The following is a 15,448-nucleotide window of genomic DNA, read 5'->3' as shown; positions in this document are numbered from 1 at the left end:
TTAGTACCGGCGCCGGTAGACGGGGTCCAGTGTTTCCGGTGCCACCCCGAGCATTTCAGCGGTGCGTTCCACCACGACGTCGTGCACCAGGTCCTGGAGTTCCTCGCGGCTGGAGCAGGCGTTCTCGATGACCCGGCGGTAGAGCGTGATCACCGGACCTTCGCCGGCGGCGGCGGGCTCATAAAGACCCATCGGCGCGGGGGAGCGGTCCGCAACCAGCTGCTCCAGGCCCTGCGGGATCTCATCAACAGCAAACCTGACACCGTCCAGGGGCTTGCCCCAGATGTCGTGGAGACGCTGGGCGGAGTCCATGACCATCTCGTCGAAGCGGTCCGAACGGGTGCGGTAGCCCGGAAGCGTAGGCAGCATCAGTTCGCCGCGCAGGCCACGCCCATGGCGGTTCCTGCGGCGCTCCCGGAAGCTCTTCCCGCGGACTGTTGACGCGGGCGCGGCGGTGTCCGCCGGCTGGCCGGCTCCCGGGTCAGCCAACCGGACCGTAAAACCCGGAACGTGGTGCGATTGCTGCATACATTGACTCTAAACCCGCCGCCTGAAATACGCGACATAACTAGAAACGCCACACGGACCATCCCGGCAACTTGCGGCAGCACGGACGACACCACAGGACACTGCGGGCAGGAATGTACGGCACAACGGCCAACGGGGAGTAGTCTGTGATGTCGTGGGTGCTATTCGTCAATGTTCAAGGTCAGCCTGCCGTAACTCTGCGGTGGCCACTTTGACGTACGTCTACGCGGACTCCACGGCCGTCCTGGGGCCACTGGCCACGTACGCCGAGCCCCATTGTTACGATTTGTGCGAACAGCATGCCGGGTCACTGACAGTGCCGCGGGGCTGGGAAGTTTTGCGCCTGGCCATGCCGGCAACGCCGCCGCAGCCGGGGCCCGATGACCTGCTGGCCCTCGCTAACGCCGTCCGCGAGGCGGCCCTGCGACCGTCCGCCGCGGACCCTGCCCCGGGCCAGCGTTCCGCCCACGCGGCGCTTGAGGCCCCGCCGGCTTCGGAAGGCGCCCGGCGGGGACACCTGCGGGTCCTCCGCGAACCGTCCTGAGCCCGGCCGCGCCGCGAAGCTTGTACGCTGGAAGCTGCAAATCCATCGGCCACCGGCGCCTGCTGCGGCGCCCATCAGGGAGCATTCACCATGCCAAAGATCAGTCCTGACCTGTTGTCCGTCCTGCGTTGTCCCGTAACCGGCTCAACACTGGTGCAGGAAGGCGAAGAACTCGTCTCGACTGCCGCCGGTGCCTCCGGGGAGAAGCTGCGCTACGCCATCGAGGACGGCATCCCGCTGCTGCTGCCGCCGGAACTCGTCGCCGCCGCGAACGCCGCGGCGTCGGACCAGCATGACGGCGGGCACGGCACCGCGGCAACAAGCCCCGCGGCATCAAACCCTGCGGCCTCAGGGCCCGCCAACGCCGTATAGCTTCACCGCCGGCCCGAATAACCGCCCGGCCGGCCCATCGCCCGTCCGCTTGGCGTCGAACTTCCCATGGTTCGCCGAACGGACACGGACTTCCGCCGTTCCAGAATTTTCCGGATACAACACAAGGACTCACATGACTTTCGATTACAAGGTTGCCGACATTTCACTGGCTGAGGCCGGCCGCCACCAGATCCGCCTCGCGGAGCACGAGATGCCCGGACTCATGTCCCTGCGCGAAGAGTTCGGCGCCAGCCAGCCGCTCAAGGGCGCCCGGATTGCCGGTTCGCTCCACATGACCGTCCAGACCGCCGTGCTGATCGAAACACTCACTGCTCTGGGCGCCGAGGTCCGCTGGGCCTCCTGCAACATCTTCTCCACCCAGGACGAAGCCGCGGCGGCCGTTGTGGTGGGCAACGGCACGGTCGAAGACCCGCAGGGCGTCCCCGTCTTTGCCTGGAAGGGCGAGACCCTCGAGGAATACTGGTGGACCGCCGAGCAGATCCTCACCTGGCCCGGCGCGGACAGCAACCCGGACCTCGGTCCGAACATGATCCTCGACGACGGCGGCGACGCCACCATGCTGGTCCACAAGGGCGTCGAATTCGAAGCCCTCGGGTCCGTTCCGGCGGCAGCCGTGGACGAGTCCGATGAGGGGCGTGTCTTCCTCGATGTCCTGCGTGCCTCGCTCGCAGCGGATGCCCGGAAATGGACCCGCATCGGCTCCCGCCTGCTGGGTGTCACGGAAGAAACCACCACGGGCGTGCACCGTCTGTACCAGCTGGCGGAGCAGGGCAAGCTGCTCTTCCCGGCCATCAACGTCAACGACTCCGTGACCAAGAGCAAGTTCGACAACAAGTACGGCATCCGGCACTCGCTGCCGGACGGCATCAACCGTGCCACCGACGTCCTCATGGGCGGCAAAATCGCCGTCGTTTGCGGTTACGGCGACGTCGGCAAGGGTGCGGCGGAGGCCTTCCGCGGCCAGGGCTCGCGCGTCATCGTCACCGAAATCGACCCGATCTGTGCACTGCAGGCAGCCATGGACGGCTACCAGGTGGCGAAGCTGGAATCGGTCCTCAGTGAAGGCCACATCTTCATCACCACCACCGGCAACAAGGACGTCATCATGGCCGAGCACATGGCCGGCATGCGTGACAAGGCCATCGTCGGCAACATCGGCCACTTCGACAACGAGATCGACATGGCCGGCCTGGCCCGGATTCCGGGTATCAAGAAGGTGGAAATCAAGCCGCAGGTCCACGAATGGGTTTTTGACCAGGGCACCCCGGACGAACGCTCCATCATCGTCCTCTCCGAAGGCCGCCTCCTGAACCTGGGCAACGCCACCGGACACCCGTCCTTCGTGATGAGCAACTCGTTCGCAAACCAGACGATCGCGCAGATCGAACTCTTCACCAAGCGTGACCAGCCCGAAGGCGAACGGGAGTATGAAAAGCAGGTCTACGTGCTGCCGAAGATCCTTGACGAGAAGGTTGCCCGGCTTCACCTGGACGCCCTGGGCGTCGAGTTGACGGAACTGTCCAAGGAGCAGGCCGCGTACCTGGACCTGGACGTTGCCGGCCCGTACAAGCCGGACCACTACCGCTACTAAGCGCGCAGCCGCCCAGGCGGCCGTAAAAGCAGCATCGCGAGGGCCCCGGAATGACTTCCGGGGCCCTTCGCCGTGGCCTTCGGGTTGCCGGATACCCCGTCAACTCCAAGGAGCGTGCCCTATGCTGTGCCCATGATGACTGCAAAGGTCCCCGCGTCGTGACGGCAAGGGAACGCTGGACCACCGGCCGGAAGGCCTTTTTGCTTGGGGCGCTGTGCCTGCTGGCCGCCGGCGGCGGCGTTTTCGCCGCCGTGGCACCAGGGGCCGCCCACGCCGCCTTCGAATCCGAAGCGGGTTCCGCGGAGCGAACGACGCCGGGACTCGCGGCGCCGGTGGTGGCGCCGGTGCAACTGGCAGCGTCGCCGGCGGACGGCGCGCAGCAGGTAAATCCGGCAGCCCCGGTATCGCTGAAAGTCACCAACGGAACCATTGAACGCGTGGCCCTCACGGGCGGCGACGGCGCAGCAGTCGAGGGCAGCCTGAGCTCGGACGGTACGGGCTGGTCAGCCGCCGGGCCCTTGCAGTTCAACAGCAGCTACACCTACAGCTTTGTGGTGGCCGACGCTGCGGGCCGCAAGACCAACAGCACCCGCACGTTCACCACGGTGTCCACCGCCAACGAGGCGGATGCCGCGGTCTACCCGCTGGACGGAATGAAGGTCGGCGTCGCGCAGCCGCTGCAGATCACCTTCAGCGAACCTGTGCTGAACAAGGACGCGGTGGAGAAAGCCATCAAGGTCTCCTCGACGTCCGGCCAGGTGGGCGACTTTCACTGGTTCAGCGACAGCATGGTCCGGTACCGGGCCGAGAATTTCTGGGCGGCCAACAGCACTGTCACCATGGACCTGCAGCTTTTCGGGGTTGATTTCGGCAACGGCCAGATCGGAAACTTTAACAAGTTGGTCACGGTCCACATCGGCGACAAGAAGGTCGCCGTGGCCGACGCTACCGCGCACACCTTTTCGGTGAGCGTTAATGACAAGCCGGCCGGCACATGGCCGGCCACCATGGGGGACACCCGGTTCCCTTCGGCCAGGGGCTACCTCGTCTTCATGGAGAAGTACCGGGTGGAGCATATGTCTGCCGCCAGCATCGGGCTCAAGCCGGGCGACCCGGCCTACTACGGCGAGCTGGACGTCAACTTCGCCACCCGCCTGACACCCAGCGGGGAATTCATCCACCAGGCCACGGACTCCGCAATGCCGTACATCGGTGTCAGCAACCTCTCGCACGGTTGCATCGGCCTGGGCCCGGACGGCGCCCAGTGGGTCTTCGAGAACATGACCACGGGCGACGTTGTCCAGGTAGTCAACACCGAGGGTGAAAACGCCAACTTCGACGACGGATTCGGCGACTGGAACATCCCCTGGGCGCAGTACGCCAATTGATCCGTTCGGCATACGGTAAAATCGTCTGGTCACCGGTGAGTGCTGAACACCTCACTATCGCGCTGACGAAGGTATCAACTGAAGATTCAAGACGGTATTTGGGCTGATCACGGGCCTGTCGGGGGACATGGAGAAGGTCATGACTAAAGTCCACAATCGGAAGACCATGAAAATCCTGGGGATTGCCGCCATCTGCGTTGCGGTCGCGGCCGGCGGGATCGGCGTGGCCACGGCTCCCAGCTGGGCCGAACCCGTATTCCAGTCGGAGTCTTCCAGCCCGGTCCGCAACGAACCGGGGCTCGCGGCTCCTGTCGTCAAGGCAGTCGAACTCGGCGTAACCCCCACGGACGGCGCCGCGGGAGTCAATCCCGCCGTCGCGCCGTCCGTCAAAGCCGTCAACGGCACCGTGAAGGACGTCGTCCTGGCGACTGCCGACGGCGGTGCGCCCGTCAAGGGCACCCTCAGCGCCGACGGTTCCACCTGGACCGCTTTGGACCCGCTGGAATTCGACGCCGCCTACGATTACGCCTTCACGATTGTGGACCAGGCGGGCCGCGAAACGAAAAAGACCCAGACTTTCACCACGGTGGCAACGGCCAACGAGGCGGACGCCGCCGTGTACCCGCAAAACGGTTCCACCGTGGGCTCGGGCCAGCCGATTGAAATTGTCTTCTCCGAGCCGGTCCTGAACAAGGAGGCCATGGAGAAGGCCGTCACCGTCATCTCATCCTCCGGCCAGGCGGTCGCCTGGCGCTGGTACTCAGACCAGCGCGTGCGCATCCGTCCCGAAGCGTTCTGGGCCTCGGGCAGCCAGGTCACGGTGGACCTCAAGCTGTTCGGCGTCGACTTCGGGAACAAGATGGTGGGCAACGTGGACACTAAGGTCAGCTTCAAGGTCGGCCCGCAGCGGGTGGCCATCGTGGACGATGTCACCAAGACCATGAACGTCTACTTTGACGGCCAGCTGGTCCGGACGGCTCCCGTCACCCTCGGCGACGCCGAATGGCTCTCGCCCACCGGCTACGCCGTGATCATGGAGCAGGAGCGGCACTCCAAGTTCAATGCCGGAAGCATCGGCCTCAAGCCCGGGGACAAGGGTTACTACCCGCCGCTGACCGTCGAATACGCCAACAGGCTGACGTCGTCCGGCGTTTACGTCCACCAGGCCCTTGAATCCGCCTGGAGCTACGTCGGAAAATCCAACGTCTCGCATGGCTGCGTGGGGCTCCTGCCTGCGGATGCAGCGTGGTTCTTCAACAACATGAAGACCGGCGACGTGGTCCAGACCCTCAACACGGGCGCTCCGCCGGTGGAGCCGCTGGAGGGCTACGGCGACTGGAACATTCCCTGGGCGCAGTACGCCAAGCGGTAGTGCCCGCGGCCTACCGGCCATCCCGGCTGTAGGGGAGCCGGTCCAGCCGTTCCCCCACACCGGTGCTCCGCGCCCGCGCCCGGGTCAGCCGGGCCAGTTCCCGCTCGCGGCGTTCCACCAGGACGGCTGCCAGATACTCCTCCGGACCCGTACCGGCCGGCGGCGGCGGGGCAACACAGGCTGAAACCTCGGTGGCGAGGGACACCGCCATGGAGGCGCGCGACGCCGGCGACATCCGTCCCGCCTGGCGGATGAACTGCGCCGAGCGGCGGGCCACCGCGTCCGGTATCCGGCCGATATCGGCCAGCGCCGCCCAGGACCTCAGGTGCGGAGGCACGAACGGGACGAACGGCGGTTCGGTAGGCACCCGGCGGCGCAGGGAATAGGTTCCCGCCACCACGTCACCGAGCCGCTTGGATTTGTCATTGAACAGCGCGACGGCGATGGCCAGTCCGCCGAACGTCAGGTAGATCTCCAGGAATCCGATCAGCCCGCGGATCAGCGCGTGGCGGAAGCGGATGGCGCCGCCGTCGTCCCGGACGATCCGGAGCCCGGCCGCCAGCTTCCCCAGCGAGAGGCCGCGGGTGAGGGTTTCCACCGCCACCGGGAGGATCACGAAACAGAACACCACACTGACCAGGACCAGGGCACGTGCGGCCGCCCCGTCGAGGTCACTGTAGGCCGAGGAGATCACCGTCATCATCACGATGAGGAGGACGACGTTCGCAACAACGTCCAGGATCAGGCCCAGCGCCCGCGCAGCGAACGACGCCGGCCGGAGCTCCAAGACAACTGCTTCACCTGTGATGATCGAGCTCAAACCGGGTCCCCGTCCCCTACACGCCGCCTACGGACGCTCACAGTCTAATCCGGGGGCGCTAGGGTAGTGCCGTGGACATCGATGCGTTCTCCGCGGTCAACGGGGACAAGTGGGCGCGGCTCTACGTGCTGGCGTACAAGCGGCGCCTGGACGGAAGCGAGGCCGATGAACTGCTGCGCCTCTACCAGACCACCTCCGCCCACCTTTCCCTGCTGCGGTCGGTTGCCCCCGAAAGTGGTCTCTCGGCCTCCCTGTCGGCCACACTGGCCCAAGCCCGCACACGCTTCACCGGGGCCCGCTCCAACTTCATGGATGACCTCGCACGGTTCTTCGTCATCGCACTTCCGGCGGCGCTGTACCGGATCCGCTGGCTTACCGTCTGGTGCGGCCTGGCGTTCTGCCTAGTCGCGGGGGCGTACGCGTTGTGGATCGCCACGTCGCCCGATGCGCTCCGGGCCCTCGGTTCGGACGCAACCGTCAAGCAGTACGTCGAGCGGGACTTCGTCGACTACTACTCCGAGAATCCCGCAGCGTCGTTCGCCGGTGCCGTCTGGACCAACAACGCCTGGATCGCTGCCCAGGCGGTGGCGCTGGGCATTACCGGTTTCTGGGTTCCGATGATCCTCTTCAGCAACGCCCAGGGGCTGGGAATCGCGGCCGGGGTCTTCGCCGCCGTCGGCAAGTCCGATGTCTTCTTCAGCTACATCCTTCCCCACGGCCTGATGGAACTCACCGCGGTGTTCATTGCCTGCGCTGCGGGCCTGAAGATCTTCTGGGCCATGGTTTCCCCCGGACCCCGGACCAGGGGCCAGGCAGTGGCCGCGGAAGGGCGCTCGCTGATCACCGTGGCGCTGGGACTTGTGGTGGTGCTGTTTGTTTCCGGCCTCGTGGAAGGCTTCGTCACCCCCAGCAGCCTTCCGGTGTGGGCCAAGATCACGATCGGCGCGGCGGTCCTGGCTGCGTACTGGACGTATGTCCTGGTGTGGGGCAGGCGTGCCTATCGTTCCGGGGCCAGCGGCGACCTCGATAGCGCTGATGCAGGCTACACGGCGTTGGCTGCGTGAATACGTGGCGGAACGGGGTGGCACCTGCCGCCACGGAGTGCCTGACGGTAGGCTCATCTGGAGATAAGTAGCGTTGCCTGGCGGTGTCCGGCAACGCGGACGCCTACGGAAGTGAAACTGCAGTGACTGAAAAGACGCCCACCCCGCCGAATCGGCAGGATCCGCATCTGGATCCGGCCGACGACACTGCCGAGCCCGCCTTCGACTGGATGAAGCCTGCCGGCACTGGGGCAGGAACGGCGGCAAAAGCACAGGGAACAACCCCGGCCGGACACACGTCCCCTGTTCCGGGCACTGACGCAGGCAAGGGCCAGCCGGCAGCGTCCGCCGGCATCCCTGCCTCCCGGGCCGGGAGCCCTGCCTCCCAGGCCGGCACCCCTGTCTCCCAGGCCGGGAGCCGCGCCGACCGCAAGGCGGCGGAGTCCGCCGTCGAACCGGCCGCAGAGCCGCAGGGGAGGGGCACGCATTTCCGCGAACCCCTGCCCACTTCGGCCCTCCAGGTGCGCCCGCCGCAGGACGAGGTGGAACGCCGGAACGCCGAACGGGAGCTGGCGAACAACACCAAGCCCGTCCTGCCGCGCGTGATGCAGGTGCTGCTGGCTGTCTTCTACCCGCTGGTCCTCCTGGTCCTGGCCGTCCGGGCCGTCGCAAGTCCCCTGTTCCTCTGGGTTGAATACAACCGCCCGGGATTCCCCGGCGACGGCTACGGCTTCAGCGCCGATGACCGCATGACCTACGGGTCCTACGCCGTGGACTACCTCAGCAACTGGTCCGGCCCGCGGTATCTCGGCGAACTGGTGAACCGCAGCGGCGATGCGCTGTTCCAGGAAGGCGAAGTCAGCCACATGGCGGACGTCAAGCTCGTCATCCTGTCAACGTTCGGCGGCGGGGCGCTGCTGATCCTGCTGGGCATCATCGCGATCATCTACCTGCGCCGGCGCAGCACCGGGGGAGTCCGCCGCGGCCTCTTCGCCGGCTCCGTCGCCACCCTGGTGATCATCCTGGGGCTGGGCACTCTGGCCGCCCTGGGCTGGCAGCAGTTCTTCACCGAGTTCCACCGGATTTTCTTCGCCAACGGGACGTGGACATTCGCCCTGGACGACACCCTGATCCGGCTCTTCCCGGGACAGTTCTGGGTTGATTCCGGGATCGTTATCGGCGCACTGGTCCTGCTCGCCTCCGTTGCCACCCTGATCCTCACCTGGCCCACGCGGAAGCGCCGCGGCCTTGCCAGGAAAACGAACGACAAAGACACAGACGCCCAGGACGCCTCAGCCACGGACAGCGACGCCGGGACGACTGACCTCCCCGACGCCGCGCAGCGGCGCACCCGGGGAAACTCCGCGACGGTGTAGCGGACTCCGCAGAGGCATGAACACGATGAAGGCGACCGGCGCAGGCCGGTCGCCTTCATCGTTGTGTGGGCACATGCCGGGGTGTTGTGTGGGCGCATGCCGGGGGACCGGCCCGGGTCTAGCGGTACAGGCCGTTGATGTGGGCTTCGAAGTCGCGGACGACGGCGGCCCGCTTGAGTTTCAGTGACGGCGTCAGGTGACCTGACTCCACCGTGAAATCGGCAGCCAGCAGGACGAAGCTGCGGATCGATTCCGCCTTCGAGACCAGCAGGTTTGCCTGGTCGATAGCGCCCTGCACGGCTTCCCGGACCCGGATATCCGACGTTGCTTCGGCCACACCCATAACCGGAATCCGCTGGGCGGCGCACCAGTTCTCCAAGCCCTCCGGATCGAGGTTGACCAGGGCGGAGACGTACGGCCGGCCGTCGCCCACCACCACGGCCTGGGCCACGAGCTGGTGCTCCCGGATCTTTTCCTCGAGCGGCCCGGGTGCCACGTTCTTCCCGCCAGCCGTGACGAGGAGGTCCTTCTTGCGGCCGGTGATGGTGAGGAAGCCGTCTTCATCCAGCGAGCCGAGATCCCCGGTGCGGAAGAACCCGTCCACGAAAGCCTCCGCGTTGGCTGCCTCGTTGGCGTGGTAACCCTTGAAGACGCCGATGCCTTTGACCAGGATCTCGCCGTCGTCTGCGACCCGCACAGTGGTGCCTGGCACGGGGATGCCGACCGTGCCCACCTTGGTCCGCGACGGGGTGTTGGCGGTGCAGGGGGCGGTGGTTTCGGTGAGGCCGTAGCCCTCCAGTACGGGAATGCCGGCACCGCGGAAGAAGTGCGCGTCGTTGGAGCTGAGCGGGCTGGCACCGGAGACCGTGTACTTGACCTGTCCGCCGAAGGCCTGCCGGAGCTTGGGGTAGAGCAGCCGGTCAAAGACGGCGTGCTTGGCGCGGAGCATGAAGCCGGGTCCGCTGCCTTTTCCCCGGACCCGGGCATCGAGCGCCCTGGAGTAGTCGATAGCCACTGCGGAAGCGGCCGCGAAGAGCCGCTCCTTGCCGGCCAGGGCAGCCTTGTGGCCGGCACCCGCATAGACCTTCTCAAAGATCCTGGGCACCACCAGCAGGAAGGTGGGCTTGTACGAGGCGAGGTCCTCCAGCAGTTGGGCGGCGCTGGAGGTGTGGCCCAGGGTCACTCCGGCGCTGAGGCACACCACCTGGACAGCGCGGGCCAGGACGTGGGCGAGAGGGAGGAACATCAGTGTCCGGGCGCCCTCCTGCCGCAGGATTTCGGGCAGGAAGTCCACGATGTTGGTGGCCACCAGGGCGAAGTTGCCGTGCGTGATCTCGCAGCCCTTGGGCTTACCCGTGGTGCCGGACGTGTACACCAGGGAGGCGACGTCGGCCAGGCCTGCCGTGCTGCGGTGCCGCTCCAGCTCGGCATCAGTGACGCCGGCGCCGGCGGCGGCGAGGCTCGCCAGGTTCGGTGCGCCGCCCTCGTCGTCCATACGCACGACCGTCACCACAGCGTCGCCGAGCAGTTCGGAATGGGCCAGGACGCCGGCTACGAGCCCGGCCTTGGCAGGGTCCTCAACGAACACCCTGCGGGCGCCGGAGTCATGCAGGATCCACTCGACCTGGCTTGCCGAGGAAGTTTCATACACCGGAACGGTCACACCGCCGGCGAACCAGATGGCGAAGTCCACCAGGGTCCATTCGTACCGGGTCCCGGACATCACAGCCACCGTGTCGCCCGGCGCCAGGCCTCCGGCGATCAACCCCTTGGCAAGCGCCACCACCTTGTCCAGGAACTGCTGGACGGGGACGTCAACCCAGCCGTTGGGACCTTTTCGGGCATACACAGCGTGCGACGGGTCCTTGGCGTGCTGCCCCAGCAGCAGGTCAGTCACGTTGCTGCCCTGATCCAGCTCCACGAGCAGTTCAGTGCTTGCTTCCCTCACAGCCAGTCTCCCTTCCGGATCCGTGATGCGGTGTCCCGGCACCCTTGCCATACTGCCCTAGATCCAGGACGGCATCCACATCCTGAAGCGCCAGTCCTGGTACGGAATGATTTCCGCGGTCCAGATGGGGTAGAAGAACGCCGAGACCAGCACCGCTCCGACCACGAAGACTGCCACGAGGTACAGGCCGGAACGCCGGCGCCACAACGGGTCCGAGCGACGTCCGAGCACCAGCCCCAGGCAATATGTCAGGGCCAGGACCAGGAACGGTTCGAAGGACACGGCGTAGAACGTGAACATGGTGCGTTCCGGGTACATGAACCAGGGGAGGTAGCCCGCGCCGACCCCGGCGAGGATGGCACCGGCCCGCCAGTCCCGGCGGCCCGCCCACCAGAACAGCAGGATCACCAGCGCAACCGTGGCGCTCCACCAGATCAGGGGGTTGCCCACGGAAAGGATGGCCGAGGTGCAGCTGGCGACGTCGCAACCGGGGCTGCCCTGTTTGGGGGACTCATAGAAGAACGACGTGGGCCGCCCCATCACCAGCCAGCTCCAGGCGCTCGCCTCATAGGGGTGGTCGGAACTGAGCCCCTGATGGAACTTGTACGCTTCCAGATGGTAGTGGGCCAGGGACCGCAGCGGACCCGGGAGCCAGCCCCACTGGGCCGAGGGGTTGGTGTCGGCCCAATGGCGGAAGTACGCATCCTTCGACTGGAACCAGCCGGCCCAGGTGGAAAGGTACACCAGGGCGGCGACAGGCACGATGCTGATGAAAGCGGGAATCCCGTCCTTGATGATGCCGCCGCTGATCCAGCCCCGGATGCCTGCGATCCGGCGCGCGCTCAGGTCCCAGAAGACCGTGAGGAGCCCGAAGGCCGCCATAAAGAACAGCGCCGACCACTTGGTGCCCACGGCAAGCCCCAGGCAGACGCCCGCAGCAACGCGCCACCAGCGGATGCCGAGCCAGGGCCCGGACACGAGCTGGACCACGGAGGGCCTGCCGTCCGGCGCGGCGCCGGCCTGGCGCCCCAGCCTGGCCGCGAGCCGCCGTCGGCCGTCGTCGCGGTCCATCAGGAGCGCGCCGAAAGCTGCAAGGACCCAGAACATCAGGAAGATGTCCAGCAAGGAGGTGCGGGACATCACCAGGTGGTGGCCGTCCACCGCGAGCAGCAGGCCCGCCACGGCCCCCAGCGTCAGCGAGTGGAAGAGTTTCTGCGCGATCAGGGTGATCAGCAGGATGGACAGGGTCCCGGTCAGCGCGGCGCCGAACCGCCAGCCCAGCGGGTTGTCCGGGCCGAACAGCCACATTCCTGCCGCGATCATCCACTTGCCCACCGGCGGATGCACAACATACTCGGGCGAGGACAGGATGACGCCGGGGTTCCCTGCCACGAAGGATTCGTTGGCCTTGTCCGGCCAGCTGCGTTCGTACCCGCTGACCAGGAATGAGTAGCCGTCCTTGACGTAATAGGTTTCGTCAAACACCAGGCTGCGCGGATTCTCCAGGCGGACGAAGCGGAGGATGCCGCCGATCGCCGCGGTGATGACGGGGATGAGCCAGAACCAGAGCCGCAGCGACGGCGGATAGTCACGCCAGCTGCGGATGCCGCCGATCAGCCGCTCCTGCAGGGCGCCTTCGGTGAACGCTTCCCGCGGGCGGCGGATCCACCGCTGCCCCTCAAGGTTGCGTCCCGATGTCCCTGGGGCCGGCCGTGCTGGCTTGGCCGGATCGGCCGGGTCGGCCTCGACAGGAGGTACGGAGGTCTGCGTCACGTGCCCATGCTACCTTTTGGCGCTGGAAGAGCCTGCCAGCAGTAGGCTGGTCGTGTGGACCAACAACTCAGTACCTCCCCCGCGAGCAGCTCCGATGATGACGGCACCTTCGATGAGGCCTGGGCTCCGGCAGCCGAACCTGCGGCCCCCGCCGCGGAAGGGCAGCCGGGCAGGATTGTGCTGGCTGCGACGCCCATCGGAAACGTCGGCGATGCGTCCCCCCGGCTCGTTGAACTCCTCACCACCGCTGACATCGTCGCCGCGGAGGACACCCGGCGCCTGCACCGGCTGGTGCAGAACCTGGGGATCGCCGTTGCCGGGCGGGTGATCAGCTACCACGAGCACAACGAAGCCGCGAAAACGGCCGAACTCCTGGACCAGGTGCGGGCCGGAAAGACCCTCGTGATGGTGACTGACGCGGGCATGCCCTCCGTCTCGGATCCGGGGTTCCGGCTGGTAGAGGGCGCGGTGGCGGCGGGCCTGACGGTCACCGCGGTGCCGGGGCCGTCGGCGGTCCTCACTGCGCTGGCCCTCTCCGGGCTCCCGACGGACCGGTTCTGTTTTGAAGGTTTCCTGCCCCGCAAGGCCGGCGAGCGGGCTTCCCGGCTGTCCGAACTCGACGCCGAACGCCGGACCATGGTCTTTTTCGAGGCGCCGCACCGGCTGGAACCGATGCTTCGGGCCCTCCGTGAGCGCTTCGGCGGCGACCGCCCGGCCGCCGTCTGCCGTGAGCTCACCAAGACCTACGAAGAGGTCATCCGCGGCACGCTGGGCCACCTGCTGCAGTGGGCGGAAACCAACGAGGTGCGCGGTGAAATAGCAGTGGTGGTGGGCGGCGCTCCGGAGCGCGAGCCGGGCCGGACGGAGGACCACGTGGCCGCCGTCAACGGGCTTATTGCGCAGGGCATCAGGCTGAAGGAAGCCGTGGCCGCCGTCGCCGAGGACGCGAAAGTCAGCAAGCGGGAGCTCTACTCAGCGGTCCTGGCCGCCCGCTAGAAGCCGGGCTCGGGCCTTGTGCAGCTGCACAGCAAGTTCCAAAGTGCGTAGTGCGCCCATGCATAGACGCTCCGGAGCGGACGGCAGTACCGTGGCTGTAAAGCAGCCGAGAGCTGAACCCATCCCACACCCCAATTGCTGACGAGGGAGTCATCGTGACTGTAACTGCACAGCCCACTGTTACTGCGGAGCGCGAGAGCGAGCTGCTGGCCTCTGTTCCCACCGGCCTGCTGATCAACGGCGAATGGCGCCCGGCGGCGTCCGGGAAGACGTTCGACGTCGAAGATCCCGCCACCGGAAAGGTCCTGCTCAGCATCGCTGACGCCGGGGCCGAGGACGGCAAGGCTGCCCTCGATGCTGCCGTTGCCGCGCAGGATTCCTGGGCCAAGGTCCCGCCCCGTGAGCGCGGCGAAATCCTGCGCCGTGCGTTCGAAATGGTCACCGCCCGCGCCGAGGACTTCGCGCTGCTGATGACCATGGAGATGGGCAAGCCGCTGGCCGAAGCCCGCGGCGAGGTCACCTACGGCGCCGAGTTCCTGCGCTGGTTCTCCGAGGAAGCCGTCCGTGCATTCGGCCGCTACTCGGTGTCCCCGGACGGCAAGTCCCGCCTTCTGGTGACGAAGAAGCCGGTGGGGCCCTGCCTGCTGATCACGCCGTGGAACTTCCCGCTGGCGATGGCCACCCGCAAGATCGCCCCGGCCGTTGCCGCCGGCTGCACCATGGTGCTCAAATCCGCCAACCTGACCCCGCTGACCTCCCAGCTGTTCGCCGCTGTGATGCAGGAGGCCGGACTGCCCGCCGGTGTCCTGAACGTCATCCCCACCTCCACGGCCGGCGCCACGACGGGCCCGTTGATCAAGGACTCCCGGCTGCGGAAGCTTTCCTTCACCGGCTCCACCGAGGTGGGCCGCCGGCTGCTCTCGGATGCGTCCGAAACCGTGCTGCGGACCTCCATGGAACTCGGCGGAAATGCCCCGTTCGTGGTCTTCGAGGACGCCGACGTGGACGCCGCCGTGGCCGGGGCGATGCTGGCGAAGCTGCGGAACATGGGCGAGGCCTGCACCGCGGCCAACCGGTTCATTGTGCACGAGTCCGTCGCGGACGAGTTCGCGGAGAAGTTCGCCGCGAAAATGGGCGAGATGACCACCGCCCGCGGCACCGAGCCGGAGTCCAAGGTGGGTCCGCTGATCGATGCCAAGAGCCGGGACAAGGTCCACGAGCTCGTCACCGACGCCGTGAACTCCGGCGCCGTGGCAGTGGCCGGCGGCGGTCCGGTGGACGGTCCGGGCTACTTCTACCAGCCCACCATCCTCAAGGGCGTCACTGAGGGCACCCGGATCCTGTCCGAGGAGATCTTCGGGCCGGTCGCGCCGATCATCACCTTCGGCAGCGAGGACGAGGCGGTCCGCCTGGCCAACAACACCGAGTACGGCCTGGTGGCCTACGTGTTTACCAGGGACCTGAACCGGGGCATCCGGATGGGCGAACGCCTCGAGACCGGCATGCTCGGCCTGAACGCCGGCGTCGTGTCCAACGCGGCCGCCCCGTTCGGCGGCGTCAAGCAGTCCGGCCTGGGCCGCGAAGGCGGCCTGGAGGGCATCGAGGAATACCTGTACACCCAGTACATCGGCATCGCCGACCCCTACGCCGGCTAGTCCGGACGCAGTCCGGCCGGC

Annotated in this window: 13 protein-coding genes; 9 read left to right on the top strand and 4 right to left on the bottom strand. The window is 66.9% G+C overall.

The genetic code is table 11. The annotated features are described in order from the left end of the window. Complete coding sequence (locus tag AC6JAC_RS15860) at window positions 1-528, bottom strand: metallopeptidase family protein (protein ID WP_347893509.1); 528 nt, start codon at window positions 526-528, stop codon at window positions 1-3. 154 nt (window positions 529-682) lie between these two features. Here AC6JAC_RS15860 and AC6JAC_RS15855 point away from each other — a divergent pair, with 154 nt between their 5' ends. The 5 genes from AC6JAC_RS15855 (at window position 683) to AC6JAC_RS15835 (ending at window position 5,816) form a co-directional block, all read left to right on the top strand. After that, complete coding sequence (locus tag AC6JAC_RS15855; protein ID WP_028270428.1) at window positions 683-1,072, top strand: DUF3499 domain-containing protein; 390 nt, start codon at window positions 683-685, stop codon at window positions 1,070-1,072. Between the two features lie 90 nt (window positions 1,073-1,162). Further along, on the top strand, window positions 1,163-1,444 hold the full coding sequence (locus AC6JAC_RS15850; RefSeq protein ID WP_347893511.1) for a Trm112 family protein: 282 nt from the start codon (window positions 1,163-1,165) through the stop codon (window positions 1,442-1,444). A gap of 133 nt (window positions 1,445-1,577) precedes the next feature. Continuing rightward, window positions 1,578-3,056, top strand: a complete 1,479-nt coding sequence (gene ahcY, locus AC6JAC_RS15845; RefSeq protein WP_497965377.1) for an adenosylhomocysteinase — start codon at window positions 1,578-1,580, stop codon at window positions 3,054-3,056. A 158-nt stretch (window positions 3,057-3,214) separates the two neighbouring features. Next, the gene (locus AC6JAC_RS15840; RefSeq protein ID WP_497965375.1) at window positions 3,215-4,444 is read left to right on the top strand and encodes a L,D-transpeptidase; all 1,230 of its coding nucleotides are present in this window, start codon (window positions 3,215-3,217) and stop codon (window positions 4,442-4,444) included. A gap of 139 nt (window positions 4,445-4,583) precedes the next feature. Continuing rightward, window positions 4,584-5,816, top strand: coding sequence for a L,D-transpeptidase (locus AC6JAC_RS15835; protein ID WP_497965373.1), 1,233 nt, complete (start codon window positions 4,584-4,586; stop codon window positions 5,814-5,816). A 10-nt stretch (window positions 5,817-5,826) separates the two neighbouring features. On the opposite strand, the gene AC6JAC_RS15830 is transcribed toward AC6JAC_RS15835, so the two are convergent. Next, entirely contained in the window at window positions 5,827-6,636 is an 810-nt protein-coding gene (locus tag AC6JAC_RS15830; RefSeq protein WP_028270423.1) for an RDD family protein, read from the bottom strand. 71 nt (window positions 6,637-6,707) lie between these two features. Here AC6JAC_RS15830 and AC6JAC_RS15825 point away from each other — a divergent pair, with 71 nt between their 5' ends. Both AC6JAC_RS15825 and AC6JAC_RS15820 read left to right on the top strand, forming a co-directional pair. Continuing rightward, window positions 6,708-7,700, top strand: a complete 993-nt coding sequence (locus tag AC6JAC_RS15825) for a stage II sporulation protein M (protein ID WP_347893518.1) — start codon at window positions 6,708-6,710, stop codon at window positions 7,698-7,700. A 122-nt stretch (window positions 7,701-7,822) separates the two neighbouring features. Next, a complete protein-coding gene (locus AC6JAC_RS15820; protein ID WP_497965370.1) occupies window positions 7,823-9,055 on the top strand; it encodes a TIGR01906 family membrane protein in 1,233 nt (410 codons plus the stop codon). 118 nt (window positions 9,056-9,173) lie between these two features. Here AC6JAC_RS15820 and AC6JAC_RS15815 read toward each other — a convergent pair whose 3' ends face one another. Both AC6JAC_RS15815 and AC6JAC_RS15810 read right to left on the bottom strand, forming a co-directional pair. Then, window positions 9,174-11,003, bottom strand: a complete 1,830-nt coding sequence (locus AC6JAC_RS15815; RefSeq protein ID WP_497965368.1) for an AMP-dependent synthetase/ligase — start codon at window positions 11,001-11,003, stop codon at window positions 9,174-9,176. Window positions 11,004-11,060: 57 nt separating this feature from the next. After that, on the bottom strand, window positions 11,061-12,776 hold the full coding sequence (locus AC6JAC_RS15810) for a dolichyl-phosphate-mannose--protein mannosyltransferase (protein ID WP_497965366.1): 1,716 nt from the start codon (window positions 12,774-12,776) through the stop codon (window positions 11,061-11,063). Between the two features lie 54 nt (window positions 12,777-12,830). Here AC6JAC_RS15810 and rsmI point away from each other — a divergent pair, with 54 nt between their 5' ends. Together rsmI and AC6JAC_RS15800 are read left to right on the top strand one after the other, a co-directional pair. Further along, window positions 12,831-13,772 (top strand): 16S rRNA (cytidine(1402)-2'-O)-methyltransferase, encoded by a 942-nt coding sequence (gene rsmI, locus AC6JAC_RS15805; protein ID WP_028270418.1) that lies wholly within the window; start codon window positions 12,831-12,833, stop codon window positions 13,770-13,772. A gap of 155 nt (window positions 13,773-13,927) precedes the next feature. Further along, on the top strand, window positions 13,928-15,427 hold the full coding sequence (locus AC6JAC_RS15800) for an NAD-dependent succinate-semialdehyde dehydrogenase (RefSeq protein WP_028270417.1): 1,500 nt from the start codon (window positions 13,928-13,930) through the stop codon (window positions 15,425-15,427). Window positions 15,428-15,448: the final 21 nt, after the last annotated feature.

This window comes from Arthrobacter sp. KUASC02 (genome assembly GCF_059739395.1).
This window is presented reverse-complemented; position numbering and strand designations above follow the sequence as displayed.

Bases quoted from the DNA above. Each gene is read 5' to 3' on its own strand.
- AC6JAC_RS15860 (WP_347893509.1), bottom strand. From the start codon at position 528: ATGCAGCAATCGCACCACGTTCCGGGTTTTACGGTCCGGTTGGCTGAC.
- AC6JAC_RS15850 (WP_347893511.1), top strand. From the start codon at position 1,163: ATGCCAAAGATCAGTCCTGACCTGTTGTCCGTCCTGCGTTGTCCCGTA.
- AC6JAC_RS15835 (WP_497965373.1), top strand. From the start codon at position 4,584: ATGACTAAAGTCCACAATCGGAAGACCATGAAAATCCTGGGGATTGCC.
- ahcY (WP_497965377.1), top strand. From the start codon at position 1,578: ATGACTTTCGATTACAAGGTTGCCGACATTTCACTGGCTGAGGCCGGC.